Annotated in this window: 16 protein-coding genes, 2 tRNA genes and 1 other annotated feature; of the genes, 6 read left to right on the top strand and 12 right to left on the bottom strand. The window is 29.0% G+C overall.

The features are described from left to right. The first annotated feature begins 75 nt into the window (after positions 1-75). Positions 76-1,425 carry a helix-turn-helix domain-containing protein gene (locus QK892_RS00540; protein WP_317271562.1) on the top strand — a complete coding sequence of 450 codons (1,350 nt, stop codon included), beginning with the start codon at positions 76-78 and terminating at the stop codon, positions 1,423-1,425. Between the two features lie 197 nt (positions 1,426-1,622). Here QK892_RS00540 and QK892_RS00535 read toward each other — a convergent pair whose 3' ends face one another. The 4 genes from QK892_RS00535 to QK892_RS00520 form a co-directional block, all read right to left on the bottom strand. Beyond that, positions 1,623-2,900, bottom strand: a complete 1,278-nt coding sequence (locus QK892_RS00535; protein WP_317271561.1) for a Na+/H+ antiporter NhaC family protein — start codon at positions 2,898-2,900, stop codon at positions 1,623-1,625. Between the two features lie 66 nt (positions 2,901-2,966). Beyond that, positions 2,967-3,042 (bottom strand) — tRNA-Lys (locus QK892_RS00530). 5 nt (positions 3,043-3,047) lie between these two features. Next, positions 3,048-3,121, bottom strand: a tRNA-Gly gene (locus QK892_RS00525). Between the two features lie 64 nt (positions 3,122-3,185). Next, on the bottom strand, positions 3,186-3,860 hold the full coding sequence (locus QK892_RS00520; RefSeq protein WP_317271560.1) for a hypothetical protein: 675 nt from the start codon (positions 3,858-3,860) through the stop codon (positions 3,186-3,188). A 229-nt stretch (positions 3,861-4,089) separates the two neighbouring features. Between QK892_RS00520 and QK892_RS00515 the strand changes: the two genes are divergently transcribed. Together QK892_RS00515 and thrS are read left to right on the top strand one after the other, a co-directional pair. Then, positions 4,090-4,506 (top strand): HNH endonuclease, encoded by a 417-nt coding sequence (locus QK892_RS00515; protein WP_394854991.1) that lies wholly within the window; start codon positions 4,090-4,092, stop codon positions 4,504-4,506. A 105-nt stretch (positions 4,507-4,611) separates the two neighbouring features. Beyond that, positions 4,612-4,826 (top strand) — a binding site (T-box leader). A 58-nt stretch (positions 4,827-4,884) separates the two neighbouring features. Continuing rightward, positions 4,885-6,822 carry a threonine--tRNA ligase gene (gene thrS / locus QK892_RS00510; protein ID WP_317271559.1) on the top strand — a complete coding sequence of 646 codons (1,938 nt, stop codon included), beginning with the start codon at positions 4,885-4,887 and terminating at the stop codon, positions 6,820-6,822. A gap of 144 nt (positions 6,823-6,966) precedes the next feature. Here thrS and QK892_RS00505 read toward each other — a convergent pair whose 3' ends face one another. Beyond that, positions 6,967-7,359, bottom strand: a complete 393-nt coding sequence (locus tag QK892_RS00505; RefSeq protein WP_317271558.1) for a RidA family protein — start codon at positions 7,357-7,359, stop codon at positions 6,967-6,969. Positions 7,360-7,463: 104 nt separating this feature from the next. Here QK892_RS00505 and QK892_RS00500 point away from each other — a divergent pair, with 104 nt between their 5' ends. Next, positions 7,464-7,805 (top strand): winged helix-turn-helix transcriptional regulator, encoded by a 342-nt coding sequence (locus QK892_RS00500; RefSeq protein ID WP_317271557.1) that lies wholly within the window; start codon positions 7,464-7,466, stop codon positions 7,803-7,805. A gap of 120 nt (positions 7,806-7,925) precedes the next feature. Here QK892_RS00500 and QK892_RS00495 read toward each other — a convergent pair whose 3' ends face one another. Further along, entirely contained in the window at positions 7,926-8,300 is a 375-nt protein-coding gene (locus QK892_RS00495; RefSeq protein ID WP_317271556.1) for a hypothetical protein, read from the bottom strand. Positions 8,301-8,447: 147 nt separating this feature from the next. After that, the gene (locus QK892_RS00490) at positions 8,448-8,630 is read right to left on the bottom strand and encodes a hypothetical protein (protein ID WP_317271555.1); all 183 of its coding nucleotides are present in this window, start codon (positions 8,628-8,630) and stop codon (positions 8,448-8,450) included. A 224-nt stretch (positions 8,631-8,854) separates the two neighbouring features. Between QK892_RS00490 and QK892_RS00485 the strand changes: the two genes are divergently transcribed. Then, positions 8,855-9,301: a MerR family transcriptional regulator gene (locus tag QK892_RS00485; protein WP_317271554.1), complete on the top strand. Its 447-nt coding sequence runs from the start codon at positions 8,855-8,857 to the stop codon at positions 9,299-9,301. A 51-nt stretch (positions 9,302-9,352) separates the two neighbouring features. After that, positions 9,353-10,081, top strand: a complete 729-nt coding sequence (locus QK892_RS00480) for a DsbA family protein (protein ID WP_317271553.1) — start codon at positions 9,353-9,355, stop codon at positions 10,079-10,081. A gap of 154 nt (positions 10,082-10,235) precedes the next feature. On the opposite strand, the gene QK892_RS00475 is transcribed toward QK892_RS00480, so the two are convergent. From QK892_RS00475 to QK892_RS00455, 5 genes are all read right to left on the bottom strand, one after another. Next, on the bottom strand, positions 10,236-12,479 hold the full coding sequence (locus tag QK892_RS00475) for an excinuclease ABC subunit UvrA (protein WP_317271552.1): 2,244 nt from the start codon (positions 12,477-12,479) through the stop codon (positions 10,236-10,238). 1 nt (position 12,480) lies between these two features. Beyond that, on the bottom strand, positions 12,481-13,206 hold the full coding sequence (locus tag QK892_RS00470) for a MerR family transcriptional regulator (protein ID WP_317271551.1): 726 nt from the start codon (positions 13,204-13,206) through the stop codon (positions 12,481-12,483). Between the two features lie 97 nt (positions 13,207-13,303). Beyond that, positions 13,304-13,894 carry a 5-formyltetrahydrofolate cyclo-ligase gene (locus QK892_RS00465; RefSeq protein ID WP_317271550.1) on the bottom strand — a complete coding sequence of 197 codons (591 nt, stop codon included), beginning with the start codon at positions 13,892-13,894 and terminating at the stop codon, positions 13,304-13,306. A 14-nt stretch (positions 13,895-13,908) separates the two neighbouring features. Continuing rightward, positions 13,909-14,919, bottom strand: coding sequence for a homoserine dehydrogenase (locus tag QK892_RS00460; RefSeq protein WP_317271549.1), 1,011 nt, complete (start codon positions 14,917-14,919; stop codon positions 13,909-13,911). A 52-nt stretch (positions 14,920-14,971) separates the two neighbouring features. Beyond that, positions 14,972-15,922 (bottom strand): metallophosphoesterase family protein, encoded by a 951-nt coding sequence (locus QK892_RS00455; protein ID WP_317271548.1) that lies wholly within the window; start codon positions 15,920-15,922, stop codon positions 14,972-14,974. Positions 15,923-15,933 lie beyond the last annotated feature (11 nt).

Below are 15,933 nucleotides of genomic sequence, written 5' to 3'. Positions count from 1 at the left end.
TGTATAGTCTTTTATTTTTTTTAAGTTATAATTAAGTCATCGGCGCTGATAATAAAATTAAAAAGGAGAACTTCTATGCTTGATATAAAAAAAACCGGGGTCAAAATTGCTTCCTTTCGAAAAAAGAATGGTTTATCACAAGAAAAACTAGCCGAAATGCTCTGCATATCACCTCAGGCAATCAGTAAATGGGAAAACGGTCATTCACTTCCAGAAACATCTTTATTACCTGTTCTCTCACAGATCTTTAACTGTACCATTGATGAGATAATTATGCCTGCTTATTCCTTTGACTCAAAAATTGAAGAGCAAAAGCCAAATGTTCTTCAAATGCAGGCGGATCAAATCGCAAAATATGTAATTCAACAATTAGGAAATAATAATATTTCCGAAAAAACAATAGGATTAGATGACAATGCAATTATAGGTGCTATTCAAAAAACAAACCCTAACATAGGAAATTGTGTGGTAAAAAGGTTGAAATCTGAGAAACACTCTAGATATACAAGTTTATATATTACTGTTACATCTCCACAAAAGGAAATCAAGTTAATTGAAAAAATATATTCTGATAATGATAAAGAAATATATGGATACAGCTTTCTCAGCCAGTATACAGTAACACTACCACTGATATACTACATTGATTTTCAGGAAAAAATTATTCTCATGGAAGACTTGAATGATTATATTCAAGGATTTCATTTTGATGAAGATAATGAATATGGCAATAAAATTAGAGAAAATTATTATGCCTTATTATATGCAACTGCAAAACTGCATACAACTTTTTGGGAAAATGATAATGCTTTTGAGAAAATAGGGCTTAACTTCCGTCATAAAACTAAAGAAAATCTACTGGCTCATATAAACGGAATGGAAAAAGATTTTATGAAATATAAGGGAGACGAAGAAGCTGGTAAAATACCAAAGGTATGGGATGTTCACGAAAATACCATAGATTCAAAAAAACTAAACCTTTTTCAAGATGCCATCCAATTATTAAAGGAACAATATCTCAATTATATAGATACAAGATTTCATTCAAGAAAAAATATAACAATTATTCATGGTGATTTACACCCTGGAAACACCTTTATTTCAAAATCAAACAGCAAGACAGTTAAATTTATTGATTTGGAAGCCATTAGAATCGGTCTCTGCACAGAAGATTTAGCAATGCTATTAGCCCTTCATATTGAGCCTGATAAGAAATATGCAAAAACATTAATAGACTATTATTACCATTGTCTTTGTGAAAACATTAAAGAATATTCCTATGAAACATTTATTAAGGACTACAAAATATCAATAATGGAAAATATGTTTTTCACAATTCGATTAATAAATAATGGTATCTATGATTTCACTATGAGAGACAAGGCCATTAAAGCATTTGAAACTTTTGTTCTCAATAAAGAATAATATAAGCAAAAGTTCACAGCTAAGTTATTTTACAACTGTTAATTATGCATAATATGTAATGAAAAATGCATAACTCAGCTTGTCTGAGTTATTTCCTTAATTATGCATTATCAATTATGCATTATTCATTAAAAAAGACCTTGCTTTAAAAGCAAGATCTTTTTTCTTGGTTATATATTTTAATTTTACAACAGCCTTTATTTTTTTCTCCAATGAATATATATTGCTATTATAGCACAAATTCCCATCAAATATGGATAAAATAAAAATTTCATTATTGCGAAAGGTGAAATTGCAGCTAGTCCTGCTGCTGATATTAATTGTGCTCCATATGGAATAATTCCTTGGAAAACACAAGAAAACATATCCATAATACCTGCAACTCTCTTTGGCTCTAAGTCATATTCATTAGAAATATTTTTTGCTATAGGACCAACAGTTACAATTGCAACTGTATTATTTGCTGTACAAACATCGACTAAACTAACTAAGGTAGCGATGCCATATTCAGCTCCTCTTTTACTCTTAAAGTTCTTAAGTCCTTTATTTAATATAAAATCTATTCCACCATTATACTTAATAATTTCTATTGTTCCTGCAATAAGTAATGATATTATTATAAGCTCACTCATACCACTGATTCCAGTTGATATTGAGTTGAAAAATCCTAAAATACCAAAACTTCCAAACATAAAACCTACTAATCCAGACGATAATATTCCTAGTAATAATACTATTATAACATTCACGCCTAATAAAGCTGTAACTATAACTAATATATATGGAACAATTTTTATGAAGTTATAATTTAATACACCTAAAGTGATTGAATCTGTATTCCTTGTTAAGAACATAAACAACAACGTTGTAATTATTGCCGCTGGTAAAACTATAATAAAATTCATTTTAAATTTATCTTTCATTTCGCAGCCCTGTGTTCTAGTCGCTGCTATTGTAGTGTCTGATATAATAGAGAGATTATCTCCAAACATAGCTCCACTTACAACTGCCCCTACTGCTAAAGCAGTCTCTATACCTGTTTTACTTGCTATTCCAACAGCTATCGGAACTAATGCAACTATTGTCCCCATTGAAGTTCCTATTGATAAGGCTATAAAGCATCCTATTATAAACATCCCAGGTATCAACAAACTACTTGGAAGTAATGAAAGCCCTAAGTTAACAGTCGAATCTACAGCTCCCATATCCTTTGCTACTTGTGCAAATGCTCCTGCTAATATAAATATGATTACCATTAATAAAATATTAGTGTTTCCTGCACCTTTGCAAAAAATTTCTATTTTCTTCTCAAATTTTTCTTTTCTATTCATTATCAATGCTGTTAAAGCCGCAGCTAAAAATGGTATTATAATTGATATAGCATAAAAATCCTTTGCCAATATAGAACTTCCTAAATAAACCACTAAAAATACTGCTAAAGGAATTAAAGCAAAGCCATTACCTTTGTTATTCAATATTTTCCCTCCTTTGTTTATATATAGACAAAAAATAAGAGAGATTAAAAATTAATCCCTCTATGTTGGTGCGTTATCAGGGGATCGAACCCGGGACACCCTGATTAAGAGTCAGGTGCTCTACCAACTGAGCTAATAACGCATATATGGAGCGGGTGATGAGAATCGAACTCACGTAACTTGCTTGGAAGGCAAGGGCTCTACCATTGAGCTACACCCGCATAATTTATTGACAATAACATTATATATTTCAATAATATTACTGTCAATAAAAATTTTCTAATCTTATATAATTTCAGTAAGAGATTTTAATAATATATCTCTGAATTTCTCACCGTTTCGCCTATTCATATGAGCATTTTCACAGATACCCTGCCACTGCATTATGTCTACTCCAGTTCTTTCAATGAAGTCTTCTTCAGTCGTCGTTATATAGCTTGAACTAATAACAAATTCTCCCAAATCTTTTGGTTTTTCAAATACCTTTAAGTATAAAAACTCTTTATTATCTCCATACCAAGTTCTATTAAAATCTCTTGAAAACCTTTGTAATGACTTGATTAATTTATCCTTAGGTAAATTCCAATAACTTTTAATCATATCGAGATGTCTTCTCATGTTTTTTGCTTCTTCTTTTGATATTTTTTTATTTTTTTCACCGTCAGCAATTATTCTCTCCACAGAAACATTCGGAATACTCACAACTAATCTTTCTTTTCCATAAATCCATTTATAAAAAGCTTCTTGTAAGAAAGAATATTGAATATATCCTAATAAAGTTCTTTCATTAGGAAAGTAAGACCATATATTGCTAAGACCATTATTTTTTGAAAATATTAAACTATGAATGTATATGCTCTTATCATCAGGAAGTCTATCCATAAACATATGCCCTCTAATAGTCTGATTTTCATTAATTAGCTCATCCCAATAATCAAAGGAATCATAATTATGCCTCACTAATATCACCTTTCTTTCAGCTCAGAAATAAAATATACTATAAGTATATTATATAGTATATTTTACCTTATTTCAAACGTTTTTTAATTTTATAACAAAGTAACATTAAACACTTTAATTTACAAATATTTATTATTTTTAATAATATGTTTATATTTATAATATTCTTAAATTATAGATTATTTTCAAAAAAAATAATATAATATATTTAAAGATATATAAAGGAGGCATGACATTGTACCACTGCGAAATTTGTGGATCAACAGCGGATATACATCATATAGTTCATAAACACGAAGGTGGTTACGATATTAAGATAAACTACAAATATCTTTGTAACTATCACCACAGAGGCAAAAATGGTCCTCATCACTGTATAGAAACTGATATAAAATATAAGCTTGAAATGCAGAAAAGGCTTTTCAAACTTTTACCAAAAGACTACTATACAGATAAGGAACTTTACTCACTTTTAGGAATTACCACTTCTTCTTTAAAGAAGCTGCTACGAAAAATGCGCCTCTATAAGGAAGGGTACTTAAAAAAGGAAGTAATTAAAACTCTAATGGGTGGTAAACTATACTCCTATACTATACTTAATGAAATAAAATTAGAACATCTTTACCATAATATTAATATTGGCTAAAATTTTATTTTATATTCAATTTTTAAAAGAAATCTCATATTTTGCTAAAAAAGATTTCTTTATGTTGACATTAATATATTTAATAATTATAATAAGTAATAAATATTTAATGCGTTGAAGAGAAGAGTAAACTATTTTTCATTTTCAGAGAGAGATAAGCTTGGTGAAATTATCTTACTTGAGTATAGTTGAAAACCACCTCTGAGTGACTCTAATAAAGTCCGTTTAATATCACGTTACGATATCTTAAGAGGCCTATATTTAAGGCAATTAAGGGTGGAACCGCGGGAAATATCGAATTTGTTACTCTCGTCCCTTCTATTATTGAAGGGATGGGAGTTTTTTTATTTTTAAAAATCATGAAGGGAGAATATAAAAATGATTAAAATCACTTTAAAAGATGGATCAGTAAAAGAATTTGAAGCTGGTGTTTCAGTACTAGATATAGCTAAGTCAATAAGCGAAGGTCTAGCTAGAAACGCTTACTGTGGAATAGTTAACGGAGAGGTTGTAGATTTACGTTATACTGTAAATGAAGATTCAGAACTTGCAATCTGCACATTTGATTCTCAAGAAGGAAAAGATGCCGTAAGACACAGTATATCTCACGTATTAGCATATGCTGTTAAGAGATTATATCCTGAAGCTAAATTAGCTATCGGACCTGCAATTAATGATGGTTTCTACTATGATTTTGATGTTGAGAACTCTTTCTCTGCTGATGATTTAGTTAAACTTGAAGATGAAATGAGAAAAATAATAAAGGAAAATCCTTCAATCGAAAGATTCGAATTACCAAGATCAGAAGCTTTAAAATTAATGGAAGATGCTAATGAACCATATAAGGTTGAATTAATAAACGACTTAGGTGAAGATGAAGTTATTTCATTCTACAAAATGGGAGACTTTGTTGACTTATGTGCTGGCCCTCACGTAATGTCATTAAAATCAATTAAGGCTATTAAACTTCTTAGAAGTGCAGGTGCTTACTGGAAAGGTGACGAAAAAAACAAAATGCTTTCAAGAATATATGGAACAGCATTTTTAAAGAAAGCTGATTTAGATGCATATTTAGAAGCTTTAGAAGAAGCTAAAAAGAGAGATCATAACAAATTAGGAAGAGAACTTAAAATCTTCACTACTGATGAAAAAGTAGGTCAAGGTTTACCTCTATTAATGCCTAAGGGTGCTAAAATAGTTCAACTTCTTCAAAGATGGGTAGAAGATGAAGAAGAAAAGAGAGGCTATGTATTCACAAAGACTCCTTCAATGTCTAAGAATGACTTATTTAAAGTTTCTGGACACTGGGATCACTATAAAGATGGTATGTTTGTTTTAGGAGATGAAGAAAAAGATCCTGAAATAATGGCATTAAGACCAATGACTTGTCCATTCCAATATACTATCTATAATGCAGAACAACATTCTTATAGAGAATTACCAATAAGATATGCTGAAACTTCTACTTTATATAGAAATGAAGCATCTGGTGAAATGCATGGACTAATTCGTGTTAGACAATTTACTTTATCTGATGGACATATAGTTTGTACACCAGACCAAGTAGAAGAAGAATTCAGAGGTTGTGTTGAGTTAATCAATCACATTATGACTACTTTAGGAATTGATGAAGATATTTCATTTAGATTCTCTAAGTGGGATCCAAACAATACTGAAAAATATATAAACAATCCAGAAGCTTGGGAAGAAACTCAAGTATTAATGAAAGGTATCTTAGATCACCTTGGAATTAATTATGTAGAAGCTGAAGGTGAAGCTGCATTCTATGGACCAAAGCTTGATATCCAATTTAAGAACGTTCATGGAAAAGAAGATACAATAATAACTATCCAAATTGACTTTGCTCTTGCAGAAAGATTTGATATGACTTATATAGATAAAGATGGAAATAAGAAACGTCCATATATAATTCATAGATCTTCAATTGGATGTTATGAAAGAACTTTAGCTATGCTTATTGAAAAATATGCTGGTGCATTCCCAACTTGGCTTGCTCCAAAACAAGCAATAGTATTACCTATTTCTGATAAATATAATGACTATGCAGAATCAATAGTTAAAGAATTTAAAAATGCAGGAATAAGAATAGATGGCGATTATAGAGCTGAAAAGATTGGATATAAAATAAGAGAAGCTAGACTTGAAAGAATTCCTTACATTCTAGTTGTTGGTGAAAAGGAAGCTACTAACAATGAAGCCTCAGTAAGAAGCAGAAAGAATGGCGAAGAAGGTGCAATTCCAGTTTCTGAATTAAAGAATAGATTAATATTAGAAATAGCAAACAAAGAAAAATAGACCGTATGAATATAATATCGTCTGCTCCGTCGCAAGATCCAGGTCGCAACGATATTATATTTCACACTTCATAATACTAATTGATGAAACTCAGCCTAGCCTGAGTTTCTTTTTTATATGATCTCGCTAATTACTGTAAAGGTGTTAGTCTATATGTGCTACAGCACGAATTTCAATTAACTGTTCAGGGAATGCCATACCAGAAACACCAATAAGTGTGCCCGCTGGTCTATGATTGCCTACATATTCTTTAAAAATATTAATGCACTTTTCAAAATGTGCTTGTGGCTCTGTAAGAAAAATTTCAATCTCAGCTATATTAGACCTCTTAGCTCCAAATCCAGCAAGTACTCTATCAAGATTCTCTAATGTTTGTCTTGTCTGTACTTCTATGTCACCCTTACCAACAAAATTTCCTTGCATATCATGGGAGAATTGACCAGAAATATATATGGTTCCGTTAACACAATATCCTTGAGAAATACCATGTTCACCATCCCAAGGAACGTTGTGATTATAAGTTTTAATATTTACCATTATTTCACTCCTTTACTTTGAATTAAGCTTAGTATATACTAAGCACAAATAAAAAAATAGTATGCACTTTATTGATAGCTACTATTAGAAAGGATAGTGTAATTATGGGAATGGCTGATTTTAATAGTAAAATTACAAATATTAAAGATACACCTTTTGGCTATACAATGTCAGTAATCGGTGGTAAATGGAAAATGGTGATTATTTACCTTTTAGCAGAAAATCAACCAGTTCGCTTTAATGAACTAAAAAGACAAATAGGAACTATTACTTTTAAAATATTGAGTTCTCAATTAAAAGAATTGGAGGCAGATGGTTTGGTAAAACGAAAAGAGTATCCTCAGATTCCTCCTAAGGTAGAATACAGTCTAACACAGAAAGCTGAAACCCTATTACCTGTTTTAGAAGAATTGTGCGACTGGGGAGCACAAAATAAAAATAATTAAATGTTCAATATCCATTGAACTATACTAATCTATGTTTTGTTTTATGGTTATACGTATTACGCACATAATTAACTATTATTGAGTTAATAAAAAATCCAGCTTATGCTGGATTTTAATATATTAATATCTTCTTTTCATTATTGTTATAAATAGATATAGAGCCAATAGAACTTCTACGATTGATAATATTACAGATAGTGGATAGAATAAAGGTTCCTTTAATACCGAAATTATTCCAATTCCAACTAGTATAACTGAATTGGTGATTGAAACTATAACACTTCTTTTATTTATTAGTAACTTTTCTTTAAGAAGAAAAACTATAAATGCAAGTAAAACTTGAATAGGTGCTATTATCATAAGAATAAAAAATGTCCCTATGGTTGAAGGCTCATACCAGGGTATAATTTCCATAGTTGAAGCGAAGGCAAGAAAGCTTAATCCAATAATAGAATATTGAATAATGTAATATAGTATAGATACAACCTTTCTCATTTTTTTCACCCCCAATTTTTTAGTACATTAAAATTCTATTTATAATCTTTTTTATTAGTAATGATATATAAATACTTATTATCCTTATTTTACCAATATATAATAAAAAAAGAAAGCTACCATATAGCTTTCTTAATATAAATAATTCTATTTATTTTCTTCCATTAATTTTTTTAGCTTATTTTGAAGTAACCAAACCTTCTTTTGCTTTCTATTATATGCAACCATTCTCTCCTTATTATTGGTACTAGACTCTAAAAGTTTAGTTGTCTTTTCTTCATACATTTTTACAGCTTCATTAATAATCTGAAGTTCCTCTTTATTAAACATAAAAACACCTCTTACTCGAATGTAAAATAATTGACCAAGTCATATTATCTTTTTATATTATAGTTTATAGATACATTCTTTTCAATTAACAATATTAATCTTATTTCATATAAAAGTAAATCTATTTGCATGTACTTAAGATCTCAAAAATATCGTTTTACATTAACATGATGTCATAGTTTATAATGCTAATATAGCAATCCATCTATAAGAAGGTGTATAAATTGAAAATAAGTGAATTATCTAAAAGAACTGGAGTAAGCCTAAGATCACTTAGGTATTATGAAAAACAAGGTATTCTAAATCCTAATAGATTAGAAAATGGCTATAGAGAGTATTGTGAAGATGATGTAATATGGGTAAATACAATCCAAGTACTTATAAATATTGGTACCTCAACAGAAGAAATAGCTAATTTTCTACAATGTCAATTAAAAATCGAAAACAGATTATTAGATTCTAAATTAGTAACAGAATTTTATGAAGAAAAACTTTTGAAAATAGAAAATCAACTTCAAGAATTGCAAAAGGCTAAAATTATATTGGAGGATCGTTTAGAACATTGGAAAAGAGAAGTTTATACCATTGAAGATGATCAATCCAAACCAGAAAATGACAACACATGGAAAAGTGTACTACAAAATGAATTAAGAAATTGGATTAAGGATTAAAGACGTTCTATCGATCAATAAATGAACATTTAGAGTAAAGGAGTGATTTTAATGAAAAAGATTATTTATATTTATGATTCAGCATGTCCTTGGTGCTATGCTTTCACACCTATAGTTAAACAACTTTACGATAACTATAAAGAGGATTTTGATTTTGAAATTTTGAGTGGAGGGCTAATACTTGGTGATCGGATAAAATTAACTGGCAAAAAAGAAGCAAACTATCGTACAGAAAAACGATATAAAAAAATTAAAGATACAGAAGATTGTCTATTTAACGAAGTTTTTTATGAAATGAGTGGTCAAGAAGCTAGTAACCGTTTGAGAGAAGGTTATAAAAAAATTGAAGAAACAACAGGATGCCAGTTCGGTAATAATTTTTTTGAAATGATACGAAATGAAGAAGTACTATTAACTTCCGAACTTCCTGCAATAGCACTTGCTGTTTTTAGAGATTGTGAAACCTCTTTTTCTCCTATTGAATTCATTGGTGAACTTAGCCATTCTATTTTCCTTGACGGCCGTAATCCAAGCACGGATAGCTTTTATAAGGATTTGGCTATGAATTTTGAAATAGAGCCAAACTCATTTATCAAAAAGATGAAAGAAGATTATTATAAGCAACAAGCACATTATGATTTTACACTAGCGAAACAGCTTAAAGCCGAAGCATTTCCAAGACTATATTTACAAACATATGATGATTATTTTTATCTTATTTCTAAAGGATATTCTGATTATGATGATGTTATTAAGATTATAGGAGAAATACTAAATTAACTAAGACTTAATACTAATTTTTTACAATTAATCATATTTATCTGGCTACTTTTTGTAAATCGGTAATAGTAGCTAAATAAATATTTACTTTTTAAGAGCCTTCCGATAGTAGCTATTCAATCGGAAGGCCTTTCATTCACAGTACCTCTAATAATTAGTTATTATTTATATATTTGCCTGTCAATGATTCTTGACAATTAATTAATTCTTTTACTATTCCTTCAAATATTATTTCTCCGCCTTTAGTTCCTCCATCTGGTCCAAGATCTATAATCCAGTCAGCTCTTTTTATGATATCAATATTATGTTCAATTATTATAACTGTATTTCCACTATCAACAATACCTTCAACAATATTTATGAAGTTTTCTATATCCGCCATATGTAGTCCTGTAGTTGGCTCATCCAAAATATATATTGAACTCTCATTATTTAACTCACTAGCAAGCTTTAATCTTTGACACTCTCCTCCTGATAATGTATCAAGGGTTTGCCCTAAAGAAAGATATCCAATACCCATTTTTTCTATTAATTCAAGCTTTGATTTAATTGGTTTTACTTTAAAGAAATCTATAGCATCAGAAACTGACATTTCTAAAACTTCTATTATATTTTTTCCTTGGAATTTATAATCAAAAACTTCCTTTTTGAACTTTTTACCTTCACATGTATCACAAACAGTTTTTACATTTTCCATAAATGCTAAATTTGTTTCTATTACACCAGTACCATTGCAAGTCTCACAAGCGCCTTCTGAATTATAACTAAATAATGATATCTTTACTCCATTTTCTTTAGCAAAAACTTTTCTTATATTATCCATAATTCCACTATAAGTAGCTAAGCTAGATCTTGAATTAGCAGTTACTGCGCTTTGATCTATTAAAACTGCTTCCTTATTCTGTTTCATGAACTCACTCTTAATTAGTGTACTCTTCCCTGAACCTGCTACCCCTGTTACTACTGTTAGAACTCCCTGTGGTATTGTAACTGATATATTCTTCAAGTTATTTTCATTACAATTTACAATTTCTAAATACCCCTTATGCTCTCTTACCTTTTCTTTAATTGGTAAAGTCTTATTAAGTGCATTTCCAGTCAAAGTTCCTGATGTAAGTAAATTTTCGTAGCTTCCCTCAAACATTATTGTCCCGCCATACTTTCCCGCTCTTGGACCTACATCTATAATATGATCTGCAATTTTTATAACATCAGGATCATGTTCTACAACTATTACTGTATTCCCTTTGTCGCGTAGCTTAATTAAAAGATTGTTTAGTTTATTTACATCTCTCGGATGAAGTCCCACGCTCGGTTCATCAAATACATACATTAAGTCTATAAGATTACTATTTAAGTACTTAACCATCTTAATTCTTTGTGACTCTCCTCCAGATAGTGTTGATGTTTCTCTATCTAAAGTTAAATATCCAAGCCCGATATCTATAATGTTATTCAACTTCTCTGTTACACCTTTTATTAATGGTTCTGCCTCAGGTTCATCAATTTTCTTAATTACTTTAATTAATTCATCAATTTGCATACTAGTTAGATCCGCAATATTATATCCATTAATTAAACATTCATAAACTCTTTGATTAAGCCTTCTTCCTTTGCAAAGTGGGCAATTATCTTCTTTTAATAAAACACTTAGCTTTTTCTTTGCCGCTTCTGATGTCTCTCCTTGTTTATTTATGTATAATCTATTGAACTTAACCATTAGACCTTCATAAGTTATATTTATACTTTCGCTCTCTAGTTTAATTTTATGTTGCTCTACATATAAAAACTTCTCTAACTCTTCTTTGGAATAATCACATATTTTTTTATCATTATCAAAATATCCATATTCAGCAAACATTTTCCAATACCATGAACCAACACCAAAACCAGATAATAAAATTGCCCCTTCATTTAAAGATTTATTCATATCAACTATAGCTTCCATATTAGGAATCAGCTTTTTTCCAATCCCCTGACATTCTGGACACATTCCATGTATATCATTGAATGAAAAAACATTAGCTTTTCCAAGATTAATACTTCCAAATCTTGAATATAAAGCTCTAAGATATGAATTAATATCAGTAATAGTTCCTAATGTAGATCTTGAATTACCCCCAAGCCTACTTTGATCAATTATTATAGGGGTAGATAAATTTTCTATATGATCAGCTTTAGCCTCTCCATATTTAGGTAAAAAATTTCTTATAAATGCACTGAATGTTTCATTTAATTGACGTCCTGCTTCTTTTGCTACTGTTTCAAATACTATTGATGACTTCCCTGAGCCAGATACTCCTGTGAATATTGTTATCTTTCTCTTTGGTATTTTTAGTGATATATTCTTTAAATTATTTTCTCTACATCCTTGCAATACAATATACTCTTGCTCCATTCTATTCCTCCTCTTTTTTAAAAACTCCATCGTTAATTAGTTCATATAATTTGAACATTAATCTTTTTAAACCTTCTTCTTTTTCTTCAATTTTAGATAATAATTTATTTTCTTTATTTATAAAGTTAAAATCATTATTTTCTAATGTTTTTATCATCCCCCTTACACACTGGGTACAATAATTTTCTTTTCTTAAAAGCTTTGTTACCTTTAATATTAGTATTTCTTTTTCAGAATAAACTCTATAATTATTTTTATTGTTTCTTGGAACACTTAATATTCCATTCCTTTCCCAATTAATAATTATGTCAATAGATACATCAATCAACTTTGCTACTTCACTTCTATGTAACGAAAATTTCTCGGCTTTTTCTATATGCTCTTTCACTATCCTTTTAATATCTTCTATTACTCTATATTCATTTAACTTTTCTCTTTGTACATCACTTAAAAATTCTTTACATAATATGAAAGCAGAGTTTAAATCTTCTTTTCCAATTATCTTTAAAATATCTCTAACCTTAAACCACATATAGGTTTTTATAAGCTCATTAGTTAAAACTAATCTTACTAACTTAATTTGTTCAATATGATTATCAGTATAAATTCTATATCCGCTAGTCGATCTTTTCACCTTACTTACATATCCTGACTTTTCATAAGCCAATATTGTATTAGAATGAACTCCTATAATTTTAGCAACCTCAGATGTTCTATATTTTTTCATAAACCACCTCTTTTTTAAACTTGCAGATTGAATTATAGCACAACTATAAAACCCTGGTGGTATATTGTAGGGTTTATTATTTATGACCTTATCTATCTTAATAATTAAAGGTACTGGTGGCTTTTCTAAATCTTGTATTAGTTATTATATAATTAAACTTAATATCATGAGGTTCAGCCTCAATAAAATCAACTACTTGTAGGTCATATGCTAGTACTATCTTATTATTAATTTCTTTTATATCTTCTAAATATCTATCGTAATATCCTCCACCATACCCTATTCTATTTCCATAAAAATCAAATACTGAACCTGGAATTACTATTAAATCTATTTTTTCTTTTTCAATATAATTACTATCATCAATAGGCTCTAATATCCCCATTGAATTTTTCTTTAAATCATTAAAGGATTTTAGTCTAATAGCCTTCATAGATTTGTCATCTTTATATATCTTAGGTATAAATACTTTCTTTTTATCTGCTAATGCTTTATCTATTATATTTTTAGTTTCTACTTCACTACCAAAACTTAGATAAATAAATATATTATTGGCTTTTATATATAAATCAGACTCTATTAGCTTTTTATAAATTTCTTTATCCATTTCATTCTTAATTTCTATATTTAAAGAGTCCCTTATAGATAAAATCTTATTTCTTAATACCCTTTTCTCTTCTCTATTCATACCTTCTCCTTATATTAAATAACCCTATTTTTCAAATTAATTATATCTCTTAAGATAGATGCAGCTGCATTTATAGTACCTGATGCGCCACCTATAACACTTATATCTCCCAGAGTATCTGTTTTATAACATACCCCTTTACTTTTATTATCTACAAAATATAATGGATGTTCACTGCTTATTACTTCTGGTCCTACATAAGATTTAAGCTTGTTATTTTCTATATAAACTTTTCCTATTAATTTTATTTTATTACCTCTGTATTTTTCTTTTAAAATGATATCTTTATTAAAATTGTTTATTCCTTCTACTTCAATATCATCTAAAGTTAGATTAGAATCCATTAATACATTTGCTAAAATTAATATTTTAGATGCTGTATCAAATCCCTCTACATCTAATTTATAATTAGCTTCAGCAATTCCCAAAGTAATAGCCTTATTTAAAGCTTCTTCATAATCCATCTCTTCTTCATACATTTGAGACAAAATGAAATTACTAGTTCCATTTAATATTCCTTCAATAGATAGTATATCCGCACCTGCTATATCAAAGCTCCCTACATTTATAGAAGGTAAGGCACCTCCAGTTGTGCAACCTATTTCTAAAGCAACATTATTTTTATTAGCTATATTTTTTAATTCTTTGTATTGTAACAATATTGGTCCTTTATTTCCTGTAACTACATTAATAGAATTTTCTAAAGCCAATTTAATATGCGTAAGCCCTGGCTCTCCAGTATCTATGTTAGTACTTGTAAGTTCTACTAAAATATCTATATCCTTATTTTTTATAATAGTTCCTATATTAATATCTTTGTTGAAATCAAAGCTTTGTAATTCATAATTATTTCTAACTATATCTTTCAAATTAATTCCATCCGTATTATATACTCCACCATTGCTTTTTATAATATATTTAATTTTTAATTCTAGTCCCCTTTTCTTAAGATAAGCTTCTTTTTCAATTAATAAATTAATAAAAGCTTTACTCACTCCACCAAATCCTATAATTCCTACATTCATTCTTTTGCCCCCATATTTATAAATATTATCTTTATATTAATTTATGGAGATACTACTTGGAAACTTCAATATCGTATCTCCACTTTTTTTCTTTTATGTCTCTCCCTTTAATTGTAACATCATTTCCATTCACCTCAACATAAATTCCATTAACATAATTTTCTTCCATTCTCACTCCACGTTCCTCATTTGAATCAATAACTAGTGTATAATGAATAGCTCCTGTGTTAATTATTGTGAATGGTTTATTTAAAGATACACTATCTTTATCAATATCTCTATGTGTATGGGATGAAAATAGTATTACTTCTGGATACTCTGATAATATCTCTCTTAATTCTTCTGCTTGTTCAACTCCAACCCATGAACTATTAGGATATTCTAAATGTTGATGCAAAAACACAAATATAGGTTTTCCCTTTTCATATTTTTCTGCTAACTTTTCTTTAAACCATTGAATTTGTTCATTAGATAGAAATGCTGTTACAGAATTGATAGTCTCAGAATTACCATCTTCAGAACCTAATGATATAAAATGATAATCTTTTATCCAACTATCATGGTACACCTTTTTCTCTCCTGCAAACTCTAGATATTTATTAATAAAATCTTGAACTTGCTCTTTTGAATTAATTTCAATATTATAGTCAAAAAACTCATGGTTTCCTATATTCTTAATAATTATTTTAGGCAATAAATTCTTATTTTTACTTAGAGCTTTCTCTACAGAATAATATTGATTATCTAACCCTTGATCCACTACATCTCCATTGAGGATTAACGCATCCATATTGGGGTCTATTGTATAAAAATCATTAATTGCATTTTGCAAATGTGTAATATTATCATGAATATCTCCAAATACACCAAAAGTAAGATCAGCATTTGAAGTTTTTGCTACTGTGTAATTATTTTTAGAAGCAAATCTATTATTAGTATAAATTATTGCTATAACTAATAATATAAAGATTGTTACTATGCTAATTATTTTTATTTTTTTCATTTTCCCTCTCT

This window comes from Clostridium lamae, from assembly GCF_033043255.1.
Classification (GTDB): domain Bacteria; phylum Bacillota; class Clostridia; order Clostridiales; family Clostridiaceae; genus Clostridium; species Clostridium lamae.
This window is presented reverse-complemented; position numbering and strand designations above follow the sequence as displayed.

Excerpts from the sequence above, each read along its gene's own strand:
- QK892_RS00540 (WP_317271562.1), top strand. The coding sequence starts at position 76 with ATGCTTGATATAAAAAAAACCGGGGTCAAAATTGCTTCCTTTCGAAAA.
- QK892_RS00515 (WP_394854991.1), top strand. The coding sequence starts at position 4,090 with ATGACATTGTACCACTGCGAAATTTGTGGATCAACAGCGGATATACAT.
- thrS (WP_317271559.1), top strand. The coding sequence starts at position 4,885 with ATGATTAAAATCACTTTAAAAGATGGATCAGTAAAAGAATTTGAAGCT.
- QK892_RS00505 (WP_317271558.1), bottom strand. The coding sequence starts at position 7,359 with ATGGTAAATATTAAAACTTATAATCACAACGTTCCTTGGGATGGTGAA.
- QK892_RS00500 (WP_317271557.1), top strand. The coding sequence starts at position 7,464 with ATGGGAATGGCTGATTTTAATAGTAAAATTACAAATATTAAAGATACA.
- QK892_RS00495 (WP_317271556.1), bottom strand. The coding sequence starts at position 8,300 with ATGAGAAAGGTTGTATCTATACTATATTACATTATTCAATATTCTATT.
- QK892_RS00490 (WP_317271555.1), bottom strand. The coding sequence starts at position 8,630 with ATGTTTAATAAAGAGGAACTTCAGATTATTAATGAAGCTGTAAAAATG.
- QK892_RS00480 (WP_317271553.1), top strand. The coding sequence starts at position 9,353 with ATGAAAAAGATTATTTATATTTATGATTCAGCATGTCCTTGGTGCTAT.
- QK892_RS00475 (WP_317271552.1), bottom strand. The coding sequence starts at position 12,479 with ATGGAGCAAGAGTATATTGTATTGCAAGGATGTAGAGAAAATAATTTA.
- QK892_RS00470 (WP_317271551.1), bottom strand. The coding sequence starts at position 13,206 with ATGAAAAAATATAGAACATCTGAGGTTGCTAAAATTATAGGAGTTCAT.
- QK892_RS00465 (WP_317271550.1), bottom strand. The coding sequence starts at position 13,894 with ATGAATAGAGAAGAGAAAAGGGTATTAAGAAATAAGATTTTATCTATA.
- QK892_RS00460 (WP_317271549.1), bottom strand. The coding sequence starts at position 14,919 with ATGAATGTAGGAATTATAGGATTTGGTGGAGTGAGTAAAGCTTTTATT.
- QK892_RS00455 (WP_317271548.1), bottom strand. The coding sequence starts at position 15,922 with ATGAAAAAAATAAAAATAATTAGCATAGTAACAATCTTTATATTATTA.